Source organism: Sphingomonas oligophenolica (genome assembly GCF_039522915.1).
GTDB lineage: Bacteria > Pseudomonadota > Alphaproteobacteria > Sphingomonadales > Sphingomonadaceae > Sphingomonas > Sphingomonas oligophenolica.
In genome coordinates, this window is the sequence record NZ_BAAAEH010000062.1 from 1 (window position 1) to 24618 (window position 24618).

Genomic DNA, 24618 nt, shown 5'->3' on the forward strand with positions numbered 1-24618 from the left:
AGCAGGGTGAATCACAACCCAACCCTTTTGAAAAGACCCCGCCCGGAAATCTGCCCCGGTTACGCGGAATTGGTCTCAAATTGTTGATATTACGTCAGAAATCTGGTCGAAAAATCCAACATAACAGCGGCAGAAAAATATTTTGCCGGGAACAGCGGGAACAGCGGCAAAATCGCGGTCAGCTGATCAGCCGCTGCAGCCCGGCGATCGTATCGGCCTCGGCCGCCGGCTTGTCGGTGCGGATTCGGGCGATGCGGGGGAAGCGCATCGCGACCCCCGATTTGTGGCGCTTCGAGGCATGGATCGAATCGAACGCGATTTCGAGCACCAGGGACTTCTCGACCTCACGCACCGGGCCGAACCGGTTGAGCGTGTGGTTGCGCACGAAGCTGTCGAGCATCTTCAGCTCTTCGTCGGTTATCCCCGAATAGGCCTTGCCGACCGGCAGCAGCTCGCCTTGCTCGGTCCAGCAGCCGAAGGTGTAATCGGAATAGAAGGAGGAGCGCCGGCCATTGCCGCGCTGCGCGTACATCATCACGCAATCGGCGGTCAGCGGATCGCGCTTCCATTTATACCAGAGCCCGACCCGCCGGCCGGTGACATAGGGCGAATCGCGCCGCTTGAGCATCACCCCCTCGATCGCCGCATCGCGCGCGCCGGCGCGGATGCCCTCGAGCGTGGTGAAATCGGGCGCGTCGATGATCTGGCTGATGTCGAAGCGCTCCGGGTCGAGTGCCCCGGCAAAGTCCTCCAGCCGCGGCCGGCGCGCCGCCCAGGGCAGTTCGCGGAGATCCTCGGGTCCGTCGAACAGGATGTCGTAGAGCCGCACGAACGCCGGATAATCGGCAAGCATCTTCGCCGAGACGATCTTGCGCCCAAGCCGCTGCTGGAGCGCATTGAAGCTCGCCGCCCCGCCACCGTCCTCGAGCGTGCCGCCCTGGAATTCGCCCTTCACCATCAGTTCGCCGTCAAGGACTCCCGGTACCCGGAAATCGCGGGCAACCTCTGGGAAGCTGCCGGTGATGTCGTCGCCGGCACGGCTGTAGAGCCGGGTCTCGCCGGCGACATGGACGAGCTGGACGCGGATCCCGTCCCATTTCCATTCGGCCGCATAGTCGTCGAGGCTGACCCGCAGGTCCTCGAGCGGGTGAGCGAGCATGAAAGGCCTGAACACCGGCACGTCAGCCGCGGTCGGCTGGCTCCCGCGCCCCTCGGCCCAGTCGAACAGCGCGGCATAGGGCGGCGCAATCCCGTGCCACACTTCCTCGACTGCCTCGACATCGAGCACAAAGGCCTGGGCCAATGCCGTCTTGGCGAGGCGTGCCGACACGCCGATGCGCAGCGCGCCGGTCGCCATCTTGAGCAGGGCGAAGCGCTCGTCGGCGTCGAGCCGGTCGAGCATCCCGGCGAGGGCCGCCGGCGCATCGGAGCGCGACAGCGTCGCGAGGCGATCGACCACCTGCGCCACCGTCAGCGGCTCCGCGTCTTCGGGCGCTGCCTTGGGCGCCGGCCACAGCAGGGCGACCGTCTCGGCGCTGTCGCCGACATAATCGCGGCTCATCCGGAAGAGCACCGGATCGACCCGCTCCTCGATCAGCGCGCGGATCATCGCCGGCTTGATGGCGGGCAGATCGAGATTGCCGGTCAGCGCCGCCATCGCCCAGCCGCGATCGGGGTCGGGCGTCGCGGCCAGGTAATCGGCGATCAGCTTCAGCTTCGCGTTGCGCGATCGCGTGTAGATCAACCGGTCGAGAAGGTCGGCAAAGGCGCGCATCACCGGTGAACATGGCGCGGGCGCGGTGGTTCCGCCAGTATGATCGCGCTGGCGTTCGGGCCGATGCCGGCTAAGCAGGTCCGATGCGCCTGCTGATCAAGATCCTGGGAACAATCATCGTCATCGCCGCCGGACTGGCGCTGTGGGGCCATCTCAACGCACGGGCCGATCCGATCGTCCGCCGCGTCACGATCGCACTGCCGGACTGGCCGGCCGCGGCGCAGCCGGTCACGGTGGCGCTGTTCAGCGATGTGCATATCGGCAACTCGACGATGGATGCAGATCGCCTCGCCCGAATCGTCGCGCAGGTGAATGCGCTGCGACCCGATCTCGTCCTGATCGCCGGCGACTTTGCCTCGACGCATGATTCGACGGGCGCGCCAGCAGGCATCACGGCGCTGGCCGCGCCCTTGTCCGGCCTGCATCCGCGCCTCGGCACGATCGCGACACTCGGCAATCATGATGAATGGACCGGGCCTGGCGTGGTGCGCCGCACGCTCGAAAAGGCCGGCATCACGGTGCTCGACAACCAGGCGGTGCAGCGCGGGCCGCTGGTGATCGGCGGTGCGGGAGACAGGTCATCGCGGCATCATTCGGTGCCGGCGCTGTCGCGTGCGATGCTGCCGTTGCACGGCGCCCGCATCGTGGTGACTCATTCGCCCGATCTGGTCCCGATGCTGCCAGCCGACATGAGCCTGGTGCTCGCTGGCCACAGCCATTGCGGGCAGATCGTCCTGCCGCTGATCGGCCCGCTGGCAGAGGTGACATACCCCCGGTATCGCTGCGGCGTGGTTCGCGAAGGCGCGCGGACGACAATTGTCACGGCTGGTGTCGGAACGAGCATCATCCCGCTCCGCTTCGGTGCGCCGCCGGACCTGTGGTTGCTCACCCTCGGCCCGGCGGCGATCACCCGCTAGCGATATCGGCTCAGCCTTCCCGGCCTGCCTCGAACAGGAACCAGGCCCGGCGCTCGGCCTGGTCGGTCCAGTCGTCGATCATCGCGCTGGTTGCGTTGTCCTTCGCCGTGTCGGCGATGTCCTTTGCCTCGCGCAGTGTCTCGACCAGCTTGAGGTTGTCGTCACGGAGCTCGCTCAGCATGTCGGCTGGAGCGACGAAATCGCTGTCATTGTCCTTGATCATCTGATGCCGCGCGATGTCGCCGATCGAGCGCAGCGTCGTGTTCCCGGTCTTGCGCACGCGCTCGGCGATGGCATCGGTGGCGGTGAAGATCTCGGTCGCCTGCTCGTCGAGCATCAGATGGTAATCGCGGAAATGCGGGCCCGAGACGTGCCAGTGGAAATTCTTGGTCTTCAGATAGAGCGCGAACGAATCGGCGAGGATGCCGTTCAGCGCCTCGGCCACGGTCCTGGCGGCGTTGGTCTTGAGGTCGGTCGGGGTTTTCAGCGGGGCGGCGGGGGTTGCCATCGGATATGGTTCCTTGGTTGGAGTCGTTGCGATAACGAATCCATAGTCCAATGGGTCCCGCCTTTCTGGCCATTTATGCCGATCAGAGCGATCGAGCTGCTAGATCAGCCTGAGCGCCGAAAGGCCGAAAAGGGCGCCGGTGATCAGGAACAGGATCCCGATCGTGATCCGCACCGCGGCGAGCGGCAGGCGCTTGCGCGCGCCCTCGCCGGCGAGGATCGCTGCGATGTTGACGACGAGCGCGCCAAGCGTTGCGCCCACCGCCGCGAGCGCGGGCGCCGGGCTGCGCGCGGCAAGGGCTGCGGTCAGGAACTGGGTGCGGTCGCCCAGCCCGAGGATCGCGACGCCCGACAGGCTGGTCAGCAACGCGCCGATCCGCCAGCCCGAGAGGCGATCCGGCGGCTTGATCGGAAACAGGGCCGATCCGCCGGCGGACAGCAGCGCCAGGGCAAGCAACAGGCTCTGTGCGTTGGGTGTGATGCGTGGGCCGATGATCGCGCCGCCGATCGCGCCGATCGCGTTGATCGCGGCCAGTGCGATGGCGGTGCCCGCAATCACCGCGCCGGGCCTGGCGAATCGGGTGGAGAGAATCGCTGTCAGCCACGGCGTGCGGTCGCTCGCCTGAGCGAGGACCGCCGCGACAAAGGCGGCCATCAGCGCGTCCATCAGGACCAGAGGCGGACTGAGCAGGCTGCGGCGAAGGTTTCGCAGGCGGCCGGGTCATGCCGGTCGCTGCCGATCGCGTCGCCGAGGATCGCGAGCCAGTCCCGGATCAGCGCGCCGCACTCGCCGCGCGCCAGCGCCGATTCGAGCGCATGGCTGACGGCGACGGCGGGATAGAGGCCGTGGCGATTCGCGATCCGGCGGATCTCGCCGATCTCGACGGCCATGTCGTCAGCGCGCCGCCGCGCCGAAACCATGCCGATCACGCCGATTCGCGCCGCCAGCTCGGACTGGATTTGCCCGATCGTCGGTTGTGCCTGTGCCATGCCTCTCGCTCCGCTCATGGGGGTAAAGGTGCGCCACCAAGGTAAACAGGCTGTTAACCGTGCGCTCCGGCTTGACATATCCCGTGGCTTCCGCCATCGGACCGCGCTTGAGAGCGGCGGCATGTTCGCCGCTTTTGCTTTTCCAGCAAACAGGATTTCAGGTCATGGCAAAGCCGACCACCGTCAAGATCAAGCTCGTCAGCTCGGCCGACACCGGTTTCTTCTACGTCACGAAGAAGAACCCGCGGACCAAGACCGAGAAGCTGAGCTTCAAGAAATATGATCCCGTCGTGCGCAAGCATGTCGAGTTCAAGGAAGCCAAGATCAAGTGACCGAACGGGCGGCGTAAGCCGTCGATCGGTCATCCCGGCGAAGGCCGGGATCCGGAGCCGCGGGCGCAAGCCTCGCGGCTCTTTCCGTGCTTACAGCAACCCGGCTACCGCATCGACGAATCGCGCGAGCGAGATCGGCTTGGACACATAGGCGTCGGCGCCCGCCGCGCGAATCCGCTCCTCGTCCTCGCGCCCGGCATAGGCGGTCACCGCCATGATCGGAATCGCCTGGAGCGCCGGATCGGCCTTCATCTGCTCGATCAGCTCGAACCCGGTGACATGCGGCAGCTGGATATCCATCACGATCAGGTCGGGCATGAACGCGCGGGCACGGCTCACTGCGTCGCGGCCGTCGCGCACGCCTTCAGCCGCATATTCATGCGCCCGGAGCAGGTCGCAGAAAAGTTTGAGGTTGAGTTCGTTGTCCTCGACAACGAGCACCTTCTTTGCCACGCGCAGCCATTCCCTTCGGTTCAGGTCCGCTGATAGGCAATGCGCGCGCGAGAAACAAATGAGGATGCCGCAGCGCTCGCGCTGAGGGCATTGGTGTGGACTCTGGCCGAGCCCGACCGTGCGACCCGCCTGCTCGATGTGACTGGCCTCACGCCTGCCGATCTGCGGGCCCGCGCGGCGGAGCCTGTGGTGCTTGCCGCCGCCCTCGGCTTTCTCGAAGCCTATGAGCCCGATCTCGTCGCCTGCGCCGCCGGCCTGGGCGTCAAACCCGAAGCAATCGTCGCCGCTCGGCATGCCCTGGAGTCCGAATGAAGCCCCTGCTGATCTGCGATTGCGACGAAGTCCTGCTCCATATGGTGCGCCATTTCGGCGTCTGGCTGGGCGAGACGCATGATATCGACTTCACCCCCAATGGCGGCGATTTCGCCACCAGCATGAAGCGCCGCGACGGCACGCCCGCGCCGAGCCGCGAAGAGATGTGGGAGATGCTCGACCAGTTCTTTCCCGCCGAAATGGAGCGCCAGACACTGGTGCCGCATGCTCGCGAGGCGCTGGCGATGCTGGCCGAGACAGCCGATATCGTCATCCTCACCAATCTCGGTGATCATGTCCGCCAGGCGCGGATCGAGCAGCTCGCCCGGTTCGGCATCGATCACCGGGTCGAGACCAACCAGGGCGGCAAGGGCGATCCGGTGTCGCGGCTGGTCGCCGAGCATGGCGATCCCGTCACGGTGTTCGTCGATGATCTCGCCGTGCATCACGAATCGGTCGCGCGCCACGCGCCGCAGGTCCACCGGCTCCATATGGTGTCCGAGCCGGCGCTTGCGCCGAGCGTGCCGCCGGCGCCCGCGGCGCATGTGCGGATCGACGACTGGCGTGAGGCCGAACGCTGGATCGCCGCCCGCTTTGCCGCGGGCCTGCCCGCCGGGGCTTGACCGGTAGCGCCGCACAGGAGAGTTGATGGACATGACCGATCGAATCGAACGCAAACTCACTGAGCTTGGCCTTGCCCTCCCGGCGCCCGCCGCACCGGTCGCTTCCTATGTACCGACGGTCGAGGCGGGCGGCCTGCTCCATGTCTCGGGCCAGTTGCCGTTCAAGGACGGGGCGGTCATGACCGGCCGGCTCGGTGCCGGCGTCGATCTTGCCTTCGGCCAGGAGGCGGCGCAGCGTTGCGCGCTGATGCTGGTTGCGCAAATGAAGGCGGCGCTCGGCGGCCTTCACCGCGTCGAGCGGATCGTGAAGCTCGGCGTCTTCGTCAATTCGGCTCCCGACTTCACGGATCAGCCAAAGGTCGCGAATGGCGCGTCGGACCTGATGTTCGCCCTGTTCGGCGATGCCGGCCGCCATGCCCGCAGCGCCGTCGGCGTGTCGGTGCTGCCGCTCGGCGCGGCCGTCGAGGTGGACGCGATCATCCAGCTTTACGGCGCCTAAGCGCTTTACTCGTTCCCGAGTACGCCGCCGAGCAGCCCGCCCAGCACCGCGCCCGCGGCGCCGCCGCCGACCAGCGACCCGACATTGCTACGGCCGCCCTCGTTCGACGGTAGATGTCGCGCGATCTCCTCGGCAAGGTTGAGGATCGGCATCGATTGAAGCCAGATCCTGCCCGGGCCGGTCAGGGTCGCGAGGAACAGGCCCTCGCCGCCGAACAGCATGTTCCGGAAGCCGCGCACCATCTGGATATCGGTGGAGACGGTCGGCTCCTGCATGCCGATATGCCCGGCATGGACGCGCAGCCGCTCGCCCGGGCCGAGGGTCTTCTCGACCACCTCGCCCGAAAGGTCGAGGAACACGGTGCCCGGGCCGGTAACGCGTTGCAGGATGAAGCCTTCGCCCGCGAACACGCCTGCGCCGAGGCGCTGCTGCAATGCGACCTCGAGGCCGACTGATTTCTCGGCGCAGAGAAAGGTCTCCTTGCGGCAGATCAGCGACTGCCCGCGTGCAAGCTCGACCGGCAGGATCTGCCCGGGGAATCGCGGGGCGAAGGCGACATGCCCCGGCTGGTCGGCACTATATTCGGTGATGAACAGGCTGCCCCCGCTCATCGCCCGCGCCAGGCCGGCGAACAGCCCGCCGCCGGTATGCGTGTCCATCGTGATGCCGTCGCTCATCCACGCCATCGCATGGGTCTGGGCATAGATCGTCTCGCCGCGCTCGAGGTCGATCGAAACCGTCTGCATCACGCTGCCCGAGATATCGTACCGCATCGCCGTCCTCCGCCACGTCACCGCCGATATTAACCCGCCTCGACGGCATGCGCGCAATCCAAAATTCGCGCGCCCTCAGGGCCGGCCACCCGTGAAGTGCCGGAAATATGGCCGGGAAATGCTGATTCCTGCCGCGCCGTTAAGCCTTATCTCACCTCTTTATGGTCTCTTGCCGTCATTCAACCCGGGGTTTTTATGCTTGCAGACCAGATGAATCCTCCCTTTGCCGCGTCCTGCGTGCCCGACATGATCGGGCGAGCGGCGATGCACGCGCCCGACGCGATCGCCGTGGAAGCACAGGGCAGTTCGGCCAATTATGCCGCGCTCGAAGCGCGTGTCGGCATGCTTGCCGCACGGCTCCGCGCGCAGGGCGTCGCGGTGGGCGATCTGGTGGCGGTCTGCTTGCCGCGCTCGATCGACCAGATCGTGGCGATGCTCGCCGCGTGGCGCGCTGGCGCCGCCTATCTGCCGCTCGATCCGGCCTGGCCCGAGTCGCGGCTGGCGACGCTGATCGCTGATGCGGGCTGCGCTGCAGTGGTTGCGCATTCAGGCCTCGGCGCGCGAATCGCGGGCGATGTGGCGCTGGTGCCGCCGGCGGGCGGCGACGGTGCAGCCATGGTCGCACCGGCGACGGCCGATCCGAATAGCCTTGCCTATGTGATCTACACTTCGGGCTCGACCGGCACGCCAAAGGCAGTCGAGGTGACTCATGCCAATCTCGCTGCGCTGATCGACTGGCACCAGGCAGCCTTCGCCGTCGGAACCGGCACAAGGACGAGCCATCTCGCCGGGCTCGGCTTCGACGCTGCCGCCTGGGAGATCTGGCCGACGCTCGCCGCAGGCGGAACGCTCGCTTTGGTCGACGACGCGACCAGGCTCGATGCAGCCCGGTTGCGCGACTGGCTCATCGCCGAGCGGATCGACGTCGCCTTCGCGCCGACCGCGCTCGCCGAGCCTTTGGTGGCGATGGCATGGCCCGCGGATGCCGCGCTTCGCGTGCTCCTCACCGGTGCCGACAAGCTGACCGTGCGTCCGGCGCCCGGCCTGCCCTTCGCCTTCGTCAACAATTACGGCCCGACCGAATCGACCGTCGTCGCCACCTCGGGCGTGGTTGCGCCCGATGGCGAGGGGTTGCCGTCGATCGGCCTGCCGATCGCTGGCACCAGCATCCATCTTCTTGACGAGCAGGGCGCGTCGGTTCCGGCGGGCGAACCCGGCGAGATCTGGATCAGCGGCGCCCAGGTCGCGCGCGGCTATCGCGGCGATCCGGCGCTCACCGCCGATCGCTTTGTCGAGCATCCCGAGCATGGCCGGCTCTATCGCACCGGCGATCTCGGCGTCCTGCTCGACAGCGGCGAGATCGGCTTTCGCGGCCGGGTCGATGGCCAGGTCAAGATTCGCGGGCACCGGATCGAGCCGGCCGAAGTCGCCGCCGCGCTCAACAAGCTGCCGGAGGTGGCAACCTGCGCCGTCGTGGCGCGCGATGGCGCCCTGATCGCCTATGTGGTCCCCGCTGACGGTGCTGCGCCGACCGCTTCGGCCCTGCGCGCGGCGCTGGCCGGGACGCTGCCGGACTATATGGTGCCGGCGCGCTTCGCGACTCTCGCTGCGCTGCCGCTGACCGCCAATGGCAAGGTGGATGCCAAATCCCTGCCCGACCCCGAGACCTGTGCGATGGAAGAGGCGCCCGCCGGTCGCGCGCCCGCCAGCCCGACCGAGAAGCGCCTGCTCGACATCGTCGCGGGCGTGATCGGCCGGCAGGATATCGGTGTGGATGATGATTTCTTCCTGCTCGGCGGGCATTCGCTGCTCGGCACCCAGGTCGTGGTCCGGGCACGCGATGCGTTCGGGGTGGATCTGACGCTGTTCCATCTGTTCGAGGGCCGCACCGTCGCCAGCCTGGCGGTGGTGATCGAGGATCTGGTGATCGCCAAGCTCGATTCGATGAGCGATGAAGACATCAGCCGGATGGCGGCAGGCTGATGGCGAGCCAACCCGCATCCGATTCCTCGCTCAGCCTCTACCGCCTGCTTGATCCGGCGGTGCTGGCCGATCCCTATCCGCTCTATGCGCGGCTGCGCGAGGAGGATCCCGTGCACTGGGATCCCTTCCTGCACTGCTGGGTGGTCACGCGCTATGCCGATGTCCACACCGTGCTGCACAGCTTCTCGGCTGACCGAACCCCCTCGCCCGAGCAGCTGCGCGCGCTCGGCCTCGCCCATATCGAGCCGATCGCGGCGGTGATGGTCAAGCAGATGCTGTTCCTCGACGCGCCCGATCATACAAGGCTGCGCAAGCTCTGCTCGACTGCCTTCACCCCGCGCCGCGTCGAGTTGCTCGAGGAGAAGGTTTCGGCCATCGCCGACGAGCTGATCGACCGTGTCGTCGCGCGCGGCGCGATGGACGTGGTCGGCGAGTTCGCCGCGCCCTTCCCGGCGATCGTCACCGCCCATCTGCTCGGCGTGCCCCGCGAAGACCATGCGCAGCTCAAGGCCTGGTCGGCCGATTTCGCCGAGATGCTCGGCAATTTCCAGCACAACCCCGAGCGCGTCGGCCAGGTGCTGAAGAGCGTCGAGGACATGACTGCCTATTTCCGCAGCGCGATTCGCGAGGAGAAGCGCAAGCTCGGCGACGGGCTGATCCGCTCCCTGGTCGAGGCTGAAGTCGATGGCGGCCGGCTCACCGAGGAAGAGGTGATCGCCAACACCATCGTCACCATGGTCGGCGGCCAGGAGACAACCACCAACCTGATCGGCAACGGCCTGCTCACCCTGTTGCGCCAGCCCGAGCGTCTCGCCGAGATGCGCGACCGGCCCGAGATCGCCGAGACGGCGGTCGAGGAGCTGCTGCGCTACGAAACGCCGAGCCAGCATACCGGCCGCATCTGTCGCGAGGATACGGTGATGGGCGGCAAGGTTATCCCCAAAGGCGCCGCGGTGATGGCGGTGATGGCCGCCGGCAACCGCGATCCGCGCCGCTTCGCCGATCCCGACCGGCTCGATCTCGAACGGCAGGACAATCGCCATCTCGCCTTTGGCTGGGCGGCGCATTTCTGCTTCGGCGCGCCGCTCGCGCGGATGGAGGGGCGGATCGCCTTCAAGGCGCTGCTCGGCCGCTTGCCGGATCTCGCCCTTGGTGAGGGCAAGCTCGAATGGCGCGAGAATCTCGGCCTGCGCGGCCTCAAATCTCTTCCGGTGACCTTCTCATGAACATGCCAGCCAGGATCGATGCGGCCGAAGCTCGCCGCAAGCTGCTCGAGCGGATGCTGAGCGGCCAGGCGAGCCCAGCCGCGACCGCCACGCCCGACCCGATCCTGCCGCGCGACCCCGCGCGGATCGTGCCGCTGACCGCTGAGCAGAACCAGCTCTGGCTCCATGCGCAGATGGCGCCCGACATGCCGCTCTATAATGAGTCGATCACGATTCATCGGCTCGGACGCTATGACCATGCCGCGATGGAAGCCGCGCTGAGCGAAGTGGTCCGCCGCCACGCCATCTGGCGTACCGCCTTTGTCGAGGTCGAAGGCGAGCTGGTGCAGCAGGTCGCGCCGGCGCGGCCGATCAGCCTCGAGATCATCGACATCAGCCACATCCCGCCCGCCGAGCGCGAGGCCGAGGCGCTGCGCCTCGCGACCGAGGATGCGCGCGCGCCGATCCCGTTCGACCAGGCGCCGCTGTTTCGCGCCCGCGTCGTCAAACTGGGCGAGGAGGAGCACCGGCTCTACCTCACGCTCCACCACATCATCTTCGACGGCGTTTCGATCTACCGCACATTGGTGCCCGAGCTCGCCGCTTTGGTCGCGGCGTATGAAAAGGGCGAGCCTTCGCCCCTGCCGGAGCCGGCGCTGCAATATGCCGACTATGCCGCCTGGCAGGCCGACGACACCGACAATGCGGCGATCGCTCGCCAGCTCGACCATTGGCGCGCCGCGCTCGCCGAACCGCTGCCGCGCCTCGAAGTGGCCGGCGACCGGCCGCGGTCGCCGACGCCGACTCATGCCGGCTCGATGGAGGTGTTCGAGCTCTCCGGGCCGCTGATCGACAGCCTCAAGGAACTTGCCCGGGCCGAGGGCGCGACTCTCTATATGGTGCTGCTCGCTGCCTATAAGGCAATGCTGTTCCGCTATACCGGCGATGCCGACATCATCGTCGGCGGCGTGACCGACACGAGGCGGCGGCCCGAGCTGCAACCGCTGATGGGCTATTTCCTCAACACCATGGCGCTGCGTAGCCGGCCTCGGGGCGATGTGCCGTTCCGCGCCTATCTCGCCGAGGTGAAGCGCAGCGTGATCGGCGCGCTCGGCGCGAGCGACGTGCCGTTCGACCGGCTGATCCGCGCGCTCGACATCAAGCGCGGCAGCGGCACGCATCCGCTGTTCAACACCCTCTTCTCGATCGAGCCGCCGGTCGACCCGTTCCCCGAAGGCTGGGACCTGACCCAGATGGACGTCGTGGTCGGCGCGGCGAAATATGATCTCTATCTCGAGCTCGACGAACGGCCCGAGGGCATGGCCGGCCGCTTCCTCTATTCGACCGAATTGTTCGACGCGAGCACGATCCACCGCATGATCGCGCACTGGACCCGGCTGCTGGAAGGCGTCGCGGCCGATCCTTCGACGCCGCTCGCGACGCTGCCGATGATCGACGCTGACGAGCAGACATTGTTGGCCGAGACCTGGAACGATACCGCTAAGCCCCTGCCCTACAGCAATGTCGTCGACTGGTTCGCGGCGTACGTGGCGGAGATGCCCGATGCGGCCGCGCTCGATTTCGGCGCGCATCACTGGACCTATGCCGAGCTCGATCGCCAAGCCGATTCCATTGCGGCGAAGCTGATCGCCCGGGGGGTGAAGCCCGGCCAGCTGGTCGGCCTCGCGCTCGAACGCTCGCCCTGGATGGTCGCTGCGATGATCGGCGTGGCGAAGACGGGTGCGGCCTATCTGCCGCTCGATCCCGGCTTCCCGCCGGCGCGCCTCGCGCTGATCGTCGAGGGCGCCCAACCCGCCCTGATCCTGGTGGAGCCGGGCACCGAGGACGTGATCCCCGCCAGCGCCGCGCCGCAGCTGGTGCTCGACCGCGTCTGGCCGGTCGAACCCTATGCCGCGCCAGCGATCGACGGCGAGGCGCTTGCCTATGTCCTTTATACCTCGGGATCGACCGGCAAGCCCAAAGGCGTCGAGATCCCGCACGCGGCGCTCGTCAATCTCCTGATGGCGATGCAGGAAGCGCCCGGCTTCGCTGAAGGTGAAAGCCTGGTCGCGCTGACGACACTCTCCTTCGATATCGCCGAGCTCGAGCTCTGGCTGCCGCTGGTTTCGGGCGGGCGCATCATCCTAGCCTCGCGCGAGGTCGCGAGCGACATGGCGGCGCTGGCCGAGATGATCGCCGAGACCCGGCCCGATGTGATGCAGGCGACGCCGGCGACCTGGCGCGGGCTGATCGAGGCGGGCTGGGCCGGCGATCCCGATCTGCGCATATTGTGTGGCGGCGAGGCATTGCCGCGCGCTTTAGTCGAACAATTGCTGCCGCGCGTCGGCCAGCTCTGGAACATGTACGGCCCGACCGAGACGACGATCTGGTCGACGGTCGCGCGGATTGAGCCCGGTACCGGCCCGGTGCCGATCGGCCGCCCCATCGCCAACACCCAGGTCCGCATCCTCGACCCTTCAGGCAATGACCTCCCGGTCGGCGGGATCGGCGAGCTCCATATCGGCGGGCGCGGTCTCGCCTGCGGCTATCGCGGCCGGCCCGATCTCACCGCCGAGCGCTTCGTCGATCATCGGGGCATCCGGCTCTACCGCACCGGCGATCTCGCGCGCTGGCGTGCCGACGGCGTGCTCGAATGCCTCGGCCGCACTGACACCGAGGAGAAGATCCGGGGTTTCCGGATCGCCATCGAGGAAGTCGAGGGCGCGCTGTCGAAGCTGCCCGGCGTCGCCGCCGCCGCCGTCCGCGCCTGGCCCGATGCAAGCGGCGAGCGGGCGCTGGCCGGCTATGTCGTCGGCACTGGCGAGCCGGCCGAATGGCGCGCGGCACTCGCCGAGACACTCCCCGAATACATGATCCCGAGCCGTTTCGTCTCGCTCGACGCGCTGCCGATGACGCCCAACGGCAAGGTCGATCGCAAGGCCCTGCCCGAACCCGGCGTCTCCACCACCCGCCGCGAGACACCGCCCGAAACCTATGACGAGCAGAAGCTCGCGGCGATCTGGCAGGCAGTGCTCAAGGTCGACCAGGTCTATCGCGACGATGATTTCTTCGATCTCGGCGGCCATTCGCTGCTGATCGCGCGGCTGCTGCGTCGCATCCAGGCCGATTACGGCATCAAGCTGCCGATGGCGGCGCTGTTCCGCGCGCCCAAGCTCGCCGATATGGCCGCGCTGATCACCTCGGACCAGCCGATCGACGCGAGCGCGCTGATCCCGATCCAGCCGCACGGTACCAGGCCGGCGATCCTCTGGCTCGACGGCGGCTCGACCTTCATTCCGCTGGCTGACCGGCTCGGTACTGACCAGCCATTCTTCGGCATCTCGGTCGATGCGGTGCTCGATGCGGCCGGCGGCTGCCCGAAAAGCTTCGAGGAAGCAGCCAGGCTCGTGGTCGCGACACTCCGGGAGGTGCAGCCGCACGGCCCTTATCGGATCGGCGGCTGGTGCACCTCCGGAATCCTCGCCTTTGCCGTCGCCTCGCAGCTCCGCGCTGCTGGAGAAGACGTGCCGCTCTTGATGCTCGTCCACGCCTTCCACCCGGTCAAGGCGCGCAGGATCGGCTCGGTGCGCTTCTTCCTGAGCAAGCTGCGCTTTCATATCGGCAAGTCGCTGCACCAGCCCAAGGGCAAACGGCTGAGCTATTTCTTCGAGCGGCTTCAGGGGATGTCGGACGCAGCGGCGCTGGCCGGCGGGCGCGAGGCGGTGCTCCAGCCGAAGCTGCGCTCGGCGCTCGACCGCGCCGCGATCCATTATACGCCAAAGCCCTATGACGGGGCGGTGGTGCTGTTCCAGCCCTCCGAACATCCCGATGTGCTCGATTTCGAGCAGGATTGGGCGAAGGACGTGACCGGCGGCTTCACCGGCCATGTCGTGCCCGGCGGGCATCGCACCATGCTCGAACCGCCCTTTGTCGACACCTTCGCCGCCTTGCTTCAGCCAGTGCTGGACAGCGTCGAAGAGCCGCCGCGCGAGCGTCTGGCAAGCTGACCCCGTGGCTATCGTCGAGCTTCATCGGGACACGCTCGATGTCGACGATGCGGTGGTCGCGCATTGCGCCGGTCTGATCGCGCCGGACGAGCGCGATCGTGCCGCCCGCTTCCATTTCGACCATGACCGCCGGCGCTTCATCGTCCGGCGCGGGCGGTTGCGCGCCGTGCTGGCTGAGCGGGTCGGCGGTGCGCCCGAGAAGCTGGTCTTCACGACGGGGCCCCTGGGCAAGCCGCTACTGCCCGCCGGCCCGCATTTCAGCGCATCGCATTCGGGCGAGCGGATGATCGTAGCGATCGCCGAGGTCGAGCTCGGCTGTGACATCGAACGGATCGACGAAACGATTGATTGGCGCCCGGTCGCCGAGAGCTTCTTCGCGCCCGGCGAATGCGCCGCGCTGAAGCCGCTGTCCGGGGCGGCGGGGCGCCAGAGCTTTTTCGATTGCTGGACTCGCAAGGAGGCGTTCGTGAAAGCGCTGGGGCAGGGGCTTTCCTACCCGCTCGACGCGTTCGACGTCTCGGTGGGGCAAGCCGCCATATTGCTCGCCGGCGGCGAGGGCTGGGCGATTGCCGCTGCCTCGCCCGGGCCCGGCTATGTCGGCGCGGTGGTCGCGAAGGACGATGGCCTGCCGCTCGAAATCCGATGGGTCGATCGAGCCGGTCAGGCCCGCGCGACGCGCTCCGATCTGAACAGCATCATGATCTCGACAAGCACTGGCCGTGCGACGAGCAGCGCGAGCGCCGCATAGGCAAGGCCGCCGGTCCCGACCAGTATTGCCAGCCGCGCCGCCGGCGAATGTACCACGACAAGCCGGTCGACCAGTTCGACGACGAGCGCCATGGCCGTGGCGGCGATCAGCGGCGGCATCACGGCGCGGGCGAGGGCAGCGGCGCTGGTGCCGATGATCGGCATGGCCAGCCAGGCAGTGAAGGCGGCCAGCAGCGGAAAGGCGGTCAGCCAGGCTGAGGCAAGGCCGGTCGGGCCGCCGCCGATGCTCAGGAAGAAACCGAGCGGCATGATCACTGCGCCGGCGGCCGCCGAGATGATCTGGATCCTTGTATGGCCAAGCGCCGTGGTGGCGGGGGCGAAAAGGATCTGCAGCGTCACGAACGGCATCGCCAGCGCGAGGATCGCGACGATCGGCACTGCCTCGATCCATTTCGGCCCGAGCATGGTCTGCACAAAGGGTTCAGCAGTCGTTGCCAGGCCGAAATAGAAAGGCAGCGACACCATCATGATGATGCGGACCGATTTTTCGAACGATCGCCCGGCATTGGCTGTGTCGCCCTGCAGCCGCGCATAGGCAGTGAAGGCGACATCGTTGAGCGGCGGGATGAACTTGCTGGTGACGATCTGGGCGAGAAACAGCGAAGTGGTGTAGAGCCCCAGCCGGTGGGCATCGAGCGCCCGGCCGCCGATATACACATCGGCCTGGGTCTGGATCAGCCAGAGAAAGGCGCTCAGCAGCATCGCGCCGCCGAACCTGATGGTCGAGCCGGCGCCGCCGAGATGGAAGCTCGGCCAGACCAGCAGCCGGGCCGCCACCGTCATCCCGATCGCCCGGGTCCACACCAGCGCGAGCGGTGCTAACACCAGGGTCCATACCCCCATTCCGGCTAGTGCGCAGGTCAGGGCGGTCAGCGCACCGACCGCCGCGGCCAGCAGGTTGACCTTGGCCTGGCGGTGGAAATCCATGGCGCGGGCGAGCAAGGCACTCGGCAGCACGATCAGCGGGTTGGCGAGATAGAGCAATGCCTGCACCGTCAGCAGCTTGCCGACCAGTGGATGCTTGAAATAGCTCGCGGCGAGCGGCGCTGCGGCGACCTGGAGCAGGGCGATGCCGATATTCAGCGCGATCAGCATGCCGAAGACCTGGCGGACGTCGCGCGTCGTGATCGTCTCGGCGCGGACCAGTGCGCCGGCAAAGCCGCCACCATTGAGCAGGCTGAGCAGGACGAGCACGCTCTGAGTCATCGCGAACAGCCCGTAATCCGACGGATTGAGCAGGCGGATGACGAAGAAGGTCGATGCCCACATGCTGATCTGGGCGACGATCTGGCTGCCCGAACGCCACATCACTGCCTTCACGACCCGCGATCCGATATCGGCGGGCCGCGCGGCGGCAATCGAGGTCGTCATGTCGTTCAAATCGGATCACCTGCCCGGCTGCGGATCCAGCCCGTGGCGACTTTAGCGGCGGGGAGTAGACGAAGCATGAAGGCGGCCGGTTTTTTCAAGCCGGCGCGCAGGCATCAGCCCAGCGATTCCTCGCAGGCTTCGATCATGTGGCGCTTATGCTGGCCGCCCTCGTCAGGCCCGGTGCCGACATCCGGCGGCGCCAGGGTCGTGCGGACATCGGCGCCGCGTTCGAGGGTGAGATGCACCGGACAGCGCATTGCGATGTCGATCAGGCGGGCGCGCTGCTCCTCGTCGAGGCCGCCACGCAGGTCGATCTCCCGCTCGAACGTGTCGCGGGCCTTCAAGGTGCCGCGGAGATGCACCACCCGTACGCGGACCTTGTCGAGCGGCCATTGTTTGCGCTCGGCATAGAGCCGCACGGTCATCGCCGTACAGGAGCCGAGCGCCATGCTGATCAGGTCGTAGGGGTTGGGGCCTGTCCCCAGGCCGCCGAACGCGACCGGCTCATCCACCAGGAAGATGGAGCCGCCGGCATGCGCCTCGACCTGGAACCGGCCGGCGCCGGTCTCCTCGACCAGGATCGCCTCGGCAAAGGCATCAATGGGAGGCGTGTTCTCTGACATCCGGTTTTCCTCGCGATAGGGCCGCATCGGGCGGCAGCTGCCGTGCTGCCGCCAATTGCCCCCCGAGGTCAACAATCGCGAACCGCCGCTTATGCGCAGACTGCCGGCAACGCGGTCCCGCAAAGAATGATGACATTTGGGCCCTTTCTGCCCCTGAATGGCGGTAGCTGGGAACGACGGTTTTGGTCGGGAACGATGCGCTTGTGCTTTGAACACATAGTAACCTTGCAAAACTGGAATTATGATCCATAAATGCAAGGATGATCGAGCGCAGAATCACCGCCCAATTAACTGAGCGATTGGACACCACACCCGCCGTTGCCCTTCTGGGTCCGCGGCAGGTCGGCAAAACCACCCTGGCGCGAGTGATCGGCGATCAGCGTCCCTCGCTCTATCTCGACCTCGAATCCGATGCGGACCGGGCCCGGCTGGCGGATCCCGAACTCTATCTCGCAGGCCATGAGGACAAACTCGTCATCCTTGATGAAGTTCATCGTCTCCCAGGCCTGTTTCAGATCCTGCGCGGCCTCATCGACGAGGGCAGGCGCAAGGGACGCCGGGCCGGCCGCTTCCTGCTCCTCGGATCAGCCTCGCTGGATCTCCTCCACCAATCCGGGGAAAGTCTGGCCGGGCGGATCAGCTATCTCGAAATGGGACCGATCGACGGGCTGGAGGTCCCGTCCAGAGATCTGCCCAGCCTGTGGAACCGTGGAGGCTTCCCCGATAGTTTCCTTGCGTCCGACGACCGCCTCAGCCAGCGCTGGCGCCAGGACTTCGTCCGCACCTATCTTGAGCGCGACGTGCCGGTGCTGGGGCCGCGCATTGCTGCCGAGACGCTCCGACGCTTCTGGACTATGCTGGCGCATCACCAGTCTGGTCTGCTCAATGCCGCCGAGTTCGCGCGTTCGCTCGGCGTTGATGGCAAGACCGTCGCCGCTTATCTGGATTTGCTCGTCGATCTGCTACTGGTCCGAAGGCTGGAGCCTTGGCACGCCAACGCTGGTAAGCGACTGGTCAAGTCTCCACGCGTTTATGTGCGCGACAGCGGTCTCGTTCACACGCTGCTTGGCCTCGCCACCTTGGAAGACGTGCTCGGTCATCCGGTGGCCGGAGCAAGCTGGGAGGGCTTCGTTATCGAGACGCTGATCGCGACGGCGCCGGAAGGAACGCAGGCGAATTTCTACCGCACAGCCGCCGGTGCCGAGATTGATCTGCTACTGACCCTGCCGGGCGGAGCGCTTTGGGCGATCGAGGTCAAGCGGAGCTTAGCGCCGACTTTGGAGCGGGGCTTTCATCAGGCCTGCGCGGATTTGAACCCTCAGCGGCGAATTGTCGTCTATCCGGGTTCAGAAAGCTATCCGCTGCGGGAAGGCATCGAGGTCACGCCGCTTCAAGTCGCAAGCGCGGCGCTGAACGAGGTCGAACGCATATGAACATCCGCGAACTTCGAGAAGAAGAGAAACCGATAAGCATAGATATCAATTTTAGAAGGTTTCTCTAATTAATATCGAGGTGAATTTTGTATTCATAAATACATCTTTTTCATCAGGTACGGATTGGGTTCGAGTGCCTAGTCTAGCCACCAGCATTCATTTAAATTTCTCCGACAACTTGAAGAACATGCACCGTGCGCGACGCAGTCGGCCCCCAGCGCCGGATCTGCGATTGCCGCTTGTCCCACCGGCACCTGCATGAGTTCGTGCAGATCGTAATAGTGGCGCGAGATTCGGTTGCCGCCCCCCTTGAGCACGCCCTTCAGTTCGTACCAGCTAAGAGGCCGGCGCGGGTTGCGTCTTTGGCCGAGAGGATCGTGTCGCAGGCAGCGTCCATGCGGCGCGTCTCGCGGTCAGGAGCGGTTTGAGGAAATCGTGCATCCAGGTCGGCAGGGTCGACAGCCCGTCGCGCAGGTCGTTGCGGACCCTCGTCGCGTTCGGGCCTGTCCGAAAAACAACAACAAATTTCGGACAGCCCTAAGTACCTTGGGCACTCAACGCCTCTGGCAAGCCTCGATGGTGCCGGTGCGGTTGCCAATCGCGTGCACCGCCCGCTGAAGGTGCGCTCGTCCCTTATTCGTTCGGAAGCTGCCGCGGCCTGCTTGGTCGAGGTGCGTAATCCATGCATGCCGGCAGGCGCACCTGGCGGGAATGGCCTGAAGTCCGCGCGACCTTGATCCGGTCCTTTCGTCCTGCCCTCCTCAGTGAGGCCCGGCTGCCCCGGCGCCGCGCGGCACACTCCGTAACGACGAAGCAGGGGGGATTTGTGAGAATGGACGGATACGCCGGTGCGAGGCCTCCTATAACGCTCAGTAAGCGAAAATATGCGTCAAGATATATTGTTGTTCGCTCCGGCTGAATCCGTCATGGCAATAAGCATGACAAATTCTCGCGAGCAGACGCCCGAGCACGGTATGCAGCACGCCGGCGGTAGGCCGCGTGCCTATAACAGCAAGTCGATGAACGAGCGGCGCGCGCGAATTATCGCCGCGACGCTGGAGCTCATTTCCCAAGAAGGCCTAGGCGGCGTCACGATCCGTAACGTTAGCAAACGTGCCGGCGTCGCGTTGCGGACGCTCTATCTCTATTTTGAGAGCCGCGAAGCGATCATTGGTGTCGGTATCAAGGAGTTCTTCTCTCGGCAGACGTCCTCGGGACCAGGGGCCAAGGGACCTGCGACGCTGGAGGAGTTCCTCGCCCGGATGGATTGGCTAGCCGCTGTAGTGCTGGAGGCTCGCAGCTATTCGGCAGCGCTTGCCCCCGTTTTCCTTTCGGCGAACCTGGATAGCGGGATTTACGAGATTCTGCGCGGGATTGCGCTGTCGCATGTCCACCCGTTCATCGACAAGGTGTTGGCGGCGAGCAACGCCAAGTTGGGGCCGCACGCGCGCGAACTGCTTGAGCTGCAACTCGCCAACAGCGAATATGCCGTCATTAATGACGTGCTGAGCAAGCGGTTGCCGGAGGAGCATCTCGCGACCTTTCTGAAGTGCGTTGTTCTGACCACGATCCTCGGTCACCTGCCGCGTCAATCGCGCGAGCTGCGCGCAACGCTGGAGCAATTGCAGGCCTCGCTCAACTGACACCCGGCGCGAGCGCAGAACTCGACCATCTATCAGAAATCGAGCGCGTCAGCCCGCGTACATCGTCGTTCGTATCTTGAAAAAGCTATAACATGATATAGTATTGAGTCGCATTGCCCGCAGCCTAGCGGGCATGCGATTTTAGGAGAGACGAGGATGGCGGGGCCGGGAACGGACGAAGGCGTGCTTGATGTGCTGGTGCTTGGCGCGGGTTTCGGCGGACTGCACAGCCTCTATAGGCTGCGCGAAATGGGTTTTCGCGTGCTGGCGGTCGAGGCGGCACCGGAAGTCGGCGGCGCCTGGTATTGGAACCGCTATCCGGGAGCGCGCTGCGACGTCGAGAGCCTCGTCTATTGCTACACCTTCTCGCCGATCCTCGATGCGGAGTGGCGATGGAGCGAGCGCTATGCCGCCCGCGATGAGATCGTACGCTATCTTCGCTGGGTCTCCGAGCGGCTCGACCTGCGCAAGGACATCCGCTTCGACGCGAGGCTTACCAAGGCGCATTTCGATAAGGAAGCCCGCCTCTGGCACTTCGAGACGGAGGGTGGCGCGCGCTACAAGGCGCGGCACTTCCTGTCGGCGGCGGGGCCGATAACCACGCCGATCATGCCCGCCATTCCGGGTCTGGCGGATTTCAAGGGTGAGATCATTCACACCGCGCGCTGGCCGGAAACGGGGCCGGATTTTGCCGGCAAGCGTGTCGGCGTGATCGGCACCGGATCGTCTGCCACGCAAGCGATCCCGATCATCGCGGAACAGTGCGAGCACCTGACCGTCTTCATCCGCACGCCGAACTTCTATTCGCCAGCCAACAATCGCCCGCTCACGGACGCCGATTACGCATGGTGGACGGAGAATCGCGAGAAGACACGCCAGCGGCTGCAGCTCGGGCATCGCTGGGGCGGTGGCGACATCATGCTCGCCGATGAGATCAACGACATTATGTTCCGCGCCAGTACCGACTTTTCGCCGGAAGATCGCCGCGCGGTCTATGAGGCCCGCTACGCCAATGGCGGCGGTGTGATCGGCTGGGCCTTTGCCGATGCGATGATCAATCCCGCCGCCAACGAGGAGGCCGGCGATTTCCTGCGTGAGAAGGTGCGCGACGTGATTGAGGATCCAGTCGTGGCCGATAAGATGACGCCGCGCGGCTTCGCTTACGGCACAAAGCGCGTAACGGTGGGAACCGGCTTTCCAGAGACGTTCAACCGCGCCAATGTCGACCTCATTGACGTGAAGGCAACGCCAATCGAACGCTTCACCGAGCGTGGCGCGATCATCGGCGAGGAAGAACTTCCTTTCGACATCCTTATCACCGCATCGGGCTTTGACGCGTTGACCGGTGCGCTCACCGTAATCGACGTGAGGGGTGAGGACGGGAAGTCGCTCAAGGAGGCATGGGCGGACGGGCCGCACACCTATCTCGGCATTGGCGTGCACGGCTTCCCCAACCTGTATATGATTGGCGGACCCGGCAGCCCTTCGGTGCTGACCAATGTCGTCATGACCAACGAGATGCAGGTTGAATGGATCGCGCGGCTGATCAAGCATATTGCGGACAGCGGGCATTCCCGCTGCGAGGTCACGACAGAGGCGGAGGACGCCTGGACACAAAAGGTCAACGATCTCGTCAAGGGCAACCTCTGGGAGACCGCCGATAGCTGGTATGTCGGGGCGAACGTACCGGGCAAACCGCGCGCCATCCTAGCCTATGTCGGTGGCTATACCCGCTACAAAAAGGAATGCGAGGAGATCAGCGACGCCGGCTATCGGGGCTTTGCATTCTCGTAAGACCGGCTGCTTTTCCGGAATAAAGGGAAGGGGAGCGTTTTGGCGCTCCCCTTTATCGCTTCAGAAGCGGTAGGTCGCCTGGAGCCGCACCTGCCGCGGCGGATTTACCGACTCCGCGATCACGTCGTCGTTCGCGCCCAGCGGTTTGAACAGGAAGTTCTTCCAGTAGATCGAATTGGTGAGATTGGTGCCGATCAGCGTCAGCTCGAACGGACCGTCGTTCTGCGCCAGCCCGACCGACATGTTGAGGATCGTGTACGCCGGCGTAAACACGATCGGATCCTGCTCGTAGATCGGCGATTTAGTGTTGTGGAAGACGTCTGCGGAGAAGGCCAGGTTGAAGGCCCGGCTGATCGGCACTTCGGCATTCACGCCAACATTGAACTGGAAAGGTCCGTCGCCATAAGCCTTGCCGCTAAGATCCTGCGACCCGCCGACACAGCCCTGCGCCGCAGTCTGGCCGGGATAGCATTGCGCGCCGGGATAGCTCACGAACTTCAGGTCAAAATAGGACAACGCCGCATGCGCCGAAAAGGCGCGCGAAAAGCGATAGTTGATCGAGCCTTCAACGCCCTGGTCGCGCGCCCTGCCAGCATTGTGAATCGCATAGTTGAGCGTCTGCGGGTCGAGCGTCTGTACCTGTAGACCGGTAAAGACATAGTGGAACAGCGTAAGATCGGCCCGCATCTTGCCACCAAGCAGCACGCCCTTGAAGCCGATCTCGCCACCGTGCACCTTTTCCTGGCTGTATAGGAAGGGGCCGTTTGGGTCGGTGAGCGTCGTATAGTTGCTGACGTTCGGCGGCATCGCGATACCGCCCGACAGATAGCCGGTCTTGAACGCGCCGTAGAGCGTGAGATCCCTGGACGGGTGCCAGGTCAGCGTCGCCTCGGGCGAGACATTGTCTTCCTTCAGCTTCGGTCGATACACCACGCCGGCGGGTGAGAAGGGGTTGGTCGCAGGTGTCGTGATCACATCGAAGAAATTGAAGATGTTGCCCAATTCGCCCGCGCGATCATCATGCGAATACCGCGCGCCACCGGCGAGCTCGAGGTTGGGCATGATCTTCCAGCTGAGCTGGCCGAAGAAGGAATAGTTGGTCGATTTCACCTTGCCCGTCATCGCCAGCGTATTCGACGCGCCGGCATAAGGCCCGGTGCCCGGATAGAAGCCAAGAGCAAAGATCTTGTCTGAATTGGTCACACGGTGATTGTCGTGCTCGAAATACGCACCAAGTGTGAAGTTGAGCGGCCCGGCGAAGCTCGACGTCGCGCGCAGTTCCTGCGCGATCTGCGTATCGTAGTCGTGCTGGACGTTGATCGCCTGCCCATAGACGCTGCCGTCATATTGGTCGTAACCGGCCTGGTTCTGATGATAATAACCAGTCACTGATGATAGCGTGATGTCGCTAATCTTATAGTTCATCACTAGGGACGACATGACCACGCCGGTCGACGAATAGGGCTTGCCGTCGGCCGGCGCGCCGATGAACTTGGAGACGATCTCGGGCGGCGCCTGGCCGAACGAAACCTTGCGGTTGGCCACGCAATCGCCGAATGGGTCCTGAAGCGCCTGCGCCGGGTTGAGCAGATTGTACGTGGTCGGGCGGCTGTTCGCGCCGCAGGTGAAGATCTCCTCCAGCGCCCCGCCGCGATCGCGATAGCTGGAGCCCAGCACCTTCAGCGTCGCGTCGAAGTCCGCGCTCGGCTTCCATTTCAACGTGAAGCGGCCGGCCGTGGTGCGGCTGTTGGGTCCACGGTCGTAAGCCGCACCGGGCAGTGTCAGGTTGCCGGCGTCGAAAGGATCGGGGATCGAGCGTGCGGTGTTGACGATATAGCCGTGGGTCATATTGCTGTAGCGTCCGGCGATGCGCATCGCGAGTGTATCGGTCAGCGGCACCGAGATCGCGCCCTCGACGACCGGTTCGCGCGACACGAATTCATAGCCGGCCCGGACATACCCTTCGAGCTTGTCGCCTGGCGAGACGCTGTTGATAGAGACGACGCCGGCCGGACTGTTCTTGCCGAAGAATAGCGACTGTGGCCCCTTCAATACCTCGACTGATTGAATGTCGAAATAGCCGACATCGGCGACGCGGCCCTTGGTCACCTGCATACCATCGATATTGACGGCGACGGGTTGTTCGTTGCCGTAGTCGCTGGCGAGGTTGCCGACACCGCGGATAGTGAGTGAAGCGCCGGTGCTGCCGCCGGCGGTGCGTTCGAAGCTGACGCCGGGCACCAGCGTGCCGATGGCGGCGAGGTTGGTGGAGGAATAACGCGCAATCGCCTTCGCGTCGAGTTCGGTGACGGCGACGGGTACGTCGATCAGGCGCTCCGCGCGCTTGCGGGCAGTCACGACGATGTCATTGGCGAAAGAGGCGTCGTCGCGGGTGGCGCTGTCTGCGCGTGCGGGCGCCGTCGCGTCGGTTGACTGGGCATGGGCCGCGGTGCTGGTGGTGAAGAAGGCGCAGGCCGCCGTCGTGCAAAACAGGTATCGAAGCGCACCCCTAACGGGTTGTCGCGCAGGTATTTTCCCCATGATTGTTGATTTCCACTGAGAGCTGACCCGGGAGGCGCACAATTTCCACTGAGAAGTGACCCATGTTCTG

21 protein-coding genes are annotated in these 24618 nt (G+C 65.4%); 12 read left to right on the forward strand and 9 right to left on the reverse strand.

The window, feature by feature from the left end:
• Positions 1-178 precede the first annotated feature (178 nt).
• Positions 179-1774, reverse strand: a complete 1596-nt coding sequence (locus tag ABD050_RS27300; RefSeq protein ID WP_343892736.1) for a cisplatin damage response ATP-dependent DNA ligase — start codon at positions 1772-1774, stop codon at positions 179-181.
• An 83-nt stretch (positions 1775-1857) separates the two neighbouring features.
• Here ABD050_RS27300 and ABD050_RS27305 point away from each other — a divergent pair, with 83 nt between their 5' ends.
• Positions 1858-2691: a metallophosphoesterase gene (locus tag ABD050_RS27305; RefSeq protein ID WP_343892737.1), complete on the forward strand. Its 834-nt coding sequence runs from the start codon at positions 1858-1860 to the stop codon at positions 2689-2691.
• Between the two features lie 10 nt (positions 2692-2701).
• On the opposite strand, the gene ABD050_RS27310 is transcribed toward ABD050_RS27305, so the two are convergent.
• The 3 genes from ABD050_RS27310 to ABD050_RS27320 all read right to left on the reverse strand — a co-directional run bounded on the left by ABD050_RS27310 (position 2702) and on the right by ABD050_RS27320 (position 4188).
• Positions 2702-3199, reverse strand: a complete 498-nt coding sequence (locus tag ABD050_RS27310) for a Dps family protein (protein WP_343892738.1) — start codon at positions 3197-3199, stop codon at positions 2702-2704.
• Positions 3200-3298: 99 nt separating this feature from the next.
• Positions 3299-3865 (reverse strand): TMEM165/GDT1 family protein, encoded by a 567-nt coding sequence (locus tag ABD050_RS27315; protein ID WP_343892739.1) that lies wholly within the window; start codon positions 3863-3865, stop codon positions 3299-3301.
• Positions 3865-4188, reverse strand: coding sequence for a hypothetical protein (locus ABD050_RS27320; protein ID WP_343892740.1), 324 nt, complete (start codon positions 4186-4188; stop codon positions 3865-3867). The genes ABD050_RS27315 and ABD050_RS27320 overlap by 1 nt, the downstream gene beginning before the upstream one ends.
• A gap of 164 nt (positions 4189-4352) precedes the next feature.
• On the opposite strand from ABD050_RS27320, the gene rpmG reads away from it, so the two are divergent.
• Positions 4353-4520: a 50S ribosomal protein L33 gene (rpmG, locus tag ABD050_RS27325; protein ID WP_066648079.1), complete on the forward strand. Its 168-nt coding sequence runs from the start codon at positions 4353-4355 to the stop codon at positions 4518-4520.
• A 90-nt stretch (positions 4521-4610) separates the two neighbouring features.
• Here rpmG and ABD050_RS27330 read toward each other — a convergent pair whose 3' ends face one another.
• Positions 4611-4973 (reverse strand): response regulator, encoded by a 363-nt coding sequence (locus tag ABD050_RS27330; RefSeq protein WP_343892741.1) that lies wholly within the window; start codon positions 4971-4973, stop codon positions 4611-4613.
• A gap of 39 nt (positions 4974-5012) precedes the next feature.
• Here ABD050_RS27330 and ABD050_RS27335 point away from each other — a divergent pair, with 39 nt between their 5' ends.
• Genes ABD050_RS27335 through ABD050_RS27345 form a run of 3 tightly spaced genes read left to right on the forward strand, consistent with a single transcriptional unit; the run spans position 5013 to position 6407 of the window.
• On the forward strand, positions 5013-5285 hold the full coding sequence (locus tag ABD050_RS27335) for a DUF3572 family protein (protein ID WP_343892742.1): 273 nt from the start codon (positions 5013-5015) through the stop codon (positions 5283-5285).
• Positions 5282-5908: an HAD family hydrolase gene (locus ABD050_RS27340; RefSeq protein ID WP_343892743.1), complete on the forward strand. Its 627-nt coding sequence runs from the start codon at positions 5282-5284 to the stop codon at positions 5906-5908. Before ABD050_RS27335 ends, ABD050_RS27340 begins: the two co-directional genes overlap by 4 nt.
• Positions 5909-5939: 31 nt before the next feature.
• Entirely contained in the window at positions 5940-6407 is a 468-nt protein-coding gene (locus ABD050_RS27345) for a RidA family protein (RefSeq protein ID WP_343892744.1), read from the forward strand.
• 5 nt (positions 6408-6412) lie between these two features.
• Here the strand turns inward: ABD050_RS27345 and ABD050_RS27350 are convergent, their stop codons facing one another.
• Positions 6413-7180 (reverse strand): TIGR00266 family protein, encoded by a 768-nt coding sequence (locus tag ABD050_RS27350; RefSeq protein ID WP_343892745.1) that lies wholly within the window; start codon positions 7178-7180, stop codon positions 6413-6415.
• Positions 7181-7390: 210 nt separating this feature from the next.
• Here ABD050_RS27350 and ABD050_RS27355 point away from each other — a divergent pair, with 210 nt between their 5' ends.
• Genes ABD050_RS27355 through ABD050_RS27370 form a run of 4 tightly spaced genes read left to right on the forward strand, consistent with a single transcriptional unit; the run spans position 7391 to position 15123 of the window.
• The gene (locus tag ABD050_RS27355; protein WP_343892746.1) at positions 7391-9163 is read left to right on the forward strand and encodes a non-ribosomal peptide synthetase; all 1773 of its coding nucleotides are present in this window, start codon (positions 7391-7393) and stop codon (positions 9161-9163) included.
• On the forward strand, positions 9163-10389 hold the full coding sequence (locus ABD050_RS27360; protein WP_343892747.1) for a cytochrome P450: 1227 nt from the start codon (positions 9163-9165) through the stop codon (positions 10387-10389). The genes ABD050_RS27355 and ABD050_RS27360 overlap by 1 nt, the downstream gene beginning before the upstream one ends.
• Positions 10386-14375, forward strand: a complete 3990-nt coding sequence (locus ABD050_RS27365) for a non-ribosomal peptide synthetase (RefSeq protein WP_343892748.1) — start codon at positions 10386-10388, stop codon at positions 14373-14375. The genes ABD050_RS27360 and ABD050_RS27365 overlap by 4 nt, the downstream gene beginning before the upstream one ends.
• 4 nt (positions 14376-14379) lie before the next feature.
• Entirely contained in the window at positions 14380-15123 is a 744-nt protein-coding gene (locus tag ABD050_RS27370; RefSeq protein ID WP_343892749.1) for a 4'-phosphopantetheinyl transferase family protein, read from the forward strand.
• Here the strand turns inward: ABD050_RS27370 and ABD050_RS27375 are convergent.
• Together ABD050_RS27375 and ABD050_RS27380 are read right to left on the reverse strand one after the other, a co-directional pair.
• Positions 15036-16514 carry a lipopolysaccharide biosynthesis protein gene (locus ABD050_RS27375; RefSeq protein ID WP_343892755.1) on the reverse strand — a complete coding sequence of 493 codons (1479 nt, stop codon included), beginning with the start codon at positions 16512-16514 and terminating at the stop codon, positions 15036-15038. The genes ABD050_RS27370 and ABD050_RS27375 overlap by 88 nt on opposite strands.
• 113 nt (positions 16515-16627) lie before the next feature.
• Positions 16628-17137 (reverse strand): OsmC family protein, encoded by a 510-nt coding sequence (locus tag ABD050_RS27380; RefSeq protein WP_343892750.1) that lies wholly within the window; start codon positions 17135-17137, stop codon positions 16628-16630.
• 260 nt (positions 17138-17397) lie between these two features.
• Here ABD050_RS27380 and ABD050_RS27385 point away from each other — a divergent pair, with 260 nt between their 5' ends.
• From ABD050_RS27385 to ABD050_RS27395, 3 genes are all read left to right on the forward strand, one after another.
• On the forward strand, positions 17398-18570 hold the full coding sequence (locus tag ABD050_RS27385; protein WP_343892751.1) for an ATP-binding protein: 1173 nt from the start codon (positions 17398-17400) through the stop codon (positions 18568-18570).
• Between the two features lie 926 nt (positions 18571-19496).
• Positions 19497-20213 carry a TetR/AcrR family transcriptional regulator gene (locus ABD050_RS27390; protein WP_343892752.1) on the forward strand — a complete coding sequence of 239 codons (717 nt, stop codon included), beginning with the start codon at positions 19497-19499 and terminating at the stop codon, positions 20211-20213.
• Positions 20214-20369: 156 nt separating this feature from the next.
• A complete protein-coding gene (locus ABD050_RS27395; RefSeq protein ID WP_343892753.1) occupies positions 20370-22007 on the forward strand; it encodes a flavin-containing monooxygenase in 1638 nt (545 codons plus the stop codon).
• 60 nt (positions 22008-22067) lie between these two features.
• Here the strand turns inward: ABD050_RS27395 and ABD050_RS27400 are convergent, their stop codons facing one another.
• Positions 22068-24548 (reverse strand): TonB-dependent receptor, encoded by a 2481-nt coding sequence (locus tag ABD050_RS27400; protein ID WP_343892754.1) that lies wholly within the window; start codon positions 24546-24548, stop codon positions 22068-22070.
• Positions 24549-24618 lie beyond the last annotated feature (70 nt).

What these genes read in the sequence shown, in the direction of transcription:
- ABD050_RS27300 (WP_343892736.1), bottom strand. Translation starts at nt 1,774, where the DNA reads ATGCGCGCCTTTGCCGACCTTCTCGACCGGTTGATCTACACGCGATCG.
- ABD050_RS27305 (WP_343892737.1), top strand. Translation starts at nt 1,858, where the DNA reads ATGCGCCTGCTGATCAAGATCCTGGGAACAATCATCGTCATCGCCGCC.
- ABD050_RS27310 (WP_343892738.1), bottom strand. Translation starts at nt 3,199, where the DNA reads ATGGCAACCCCCGCCGCCCCGCTGAAAACCCCGACCGACCTCAAGACC.
- ABD050_RS27315 (WP_343892739.1), bottom strand. Translation starts at nt 3,865, where the DNA reads ATGGACGCGCTGATGGCCGCCTTTGTCGCGGCGGTCCTCGCTCAGGCG.
- ABD050_RS27320 (WP_343892740.1), bottom strand. Translation starts at nt 4,188, where the DNA reads ATGGCACAGGCACAACCGACGATCGGGCAAATCCAGTCCGAGCTGGCG.
- rpmG (WP_066648079.1), top strand. Translation starts at nt 4,353, where the DNA reads ATGGCAAAGCCGACCACCGTCAAGATCAAGCTCGTCAGCTCGGCCGAC.
- ABD050_RS27335 (WP_343892742.1), top strand. Translation starts at nt 5,013, where the DNA reads ATGCGCGCGCGAGAAACAAATGAGGATGCCGCAGCGCTCGCGCTGAGG.
- ABD050_RS27340 (WP_343892743.1), top strand. Translation starts at nt 5,282, where the DNA reads ATGAAGCCCCTGCTGATCTGCGATTGCGACGAAGTCCTGCTCCATATG.
- ABD050_RS27345 (WP_343892744.1), top strand. Translation starts at nt 5,940, where the DNA reads ATGACCGATCGAATCGAACGCAAACTCACTGAGCTTGGCCTTGCCCTC.
- ABD050_RS27350 (WP_343892745.1), bottom strand. Translation starts at nt 7,180, where the DNA reads ATGCGGTACGATATCTCGGGCAGCGTGATGCAGACGGTTTCGATCGAC.
- ABD050_RS27355 (WP_343892746.1), top strand. Translation starts at nt 7,391, where the DNA reads ATGAATCCTCCCTTTGCCGCGTCCTGCGTGCCCGACATGATCGGGCGA.
- ABD050_RS27360 (WP_343892747.1), top strand. Translation starts at nt 9,163, where the DNA reads ATGGCGAGCCAACCCGCATCCGATTCCTCGCTCAGCCTCTACCGCCTG.
- ABD050_RS27365 (WP_343892748.1), top strand. Translation starts at nt 10,386, where the DNA reads ATGAACATGCCAGCCAGGATCGATGCGGCCGAAGCTCGCCGCAAGCTG.
- ABD050_RS27375 (WP_343892755.1), bottom strand. Translation starts at nt 16,514, where the DNA reads ATGACGACCTCGATTGCCGCCGCGCGGCCCGCCGATATCGGATCGCGG.
- ABD050_RS27380 (WP_343892750.1), bottom strand. Translation starts at nt 17,137, where the DNA reads ATGTCAGAGAACACGCCTCCCATTGATGCCTTTGCCGAGGCGATCCTG.
- ABD050_RS27385 (WP_343892751.1), top strand. Translation starts at nt 17,398, where the DNA reads ATGATCGAGCGCAGAATCACCGCCCAATTAACTGAGCGATTGGACACC.
- ABD050_RS27390 (WP_343892752.1), top strand. Translation starts at nt 19,497, where the DNA reads ATGGCAATAAGCATGACAAATTCTCGCGAGCAGACGCCCGAGCACGGT.
- ABD050_RS27395 (WP_343892753.1), top strand. Translation starts at nt 20,370, where the DNA reads ATGGCGGGGCCGGGAACGGACGAAGGCGTGCTTGATGTGCTGGTGCTT.
- ABD050_RS27400 (WP_343892754.1), bottom strand. Translation starts at nt 24,548, where the DNA reads ATGGGGAAAATACCTGCGCGACAACCCGTTAGGGGTGCGCTTCGATAC.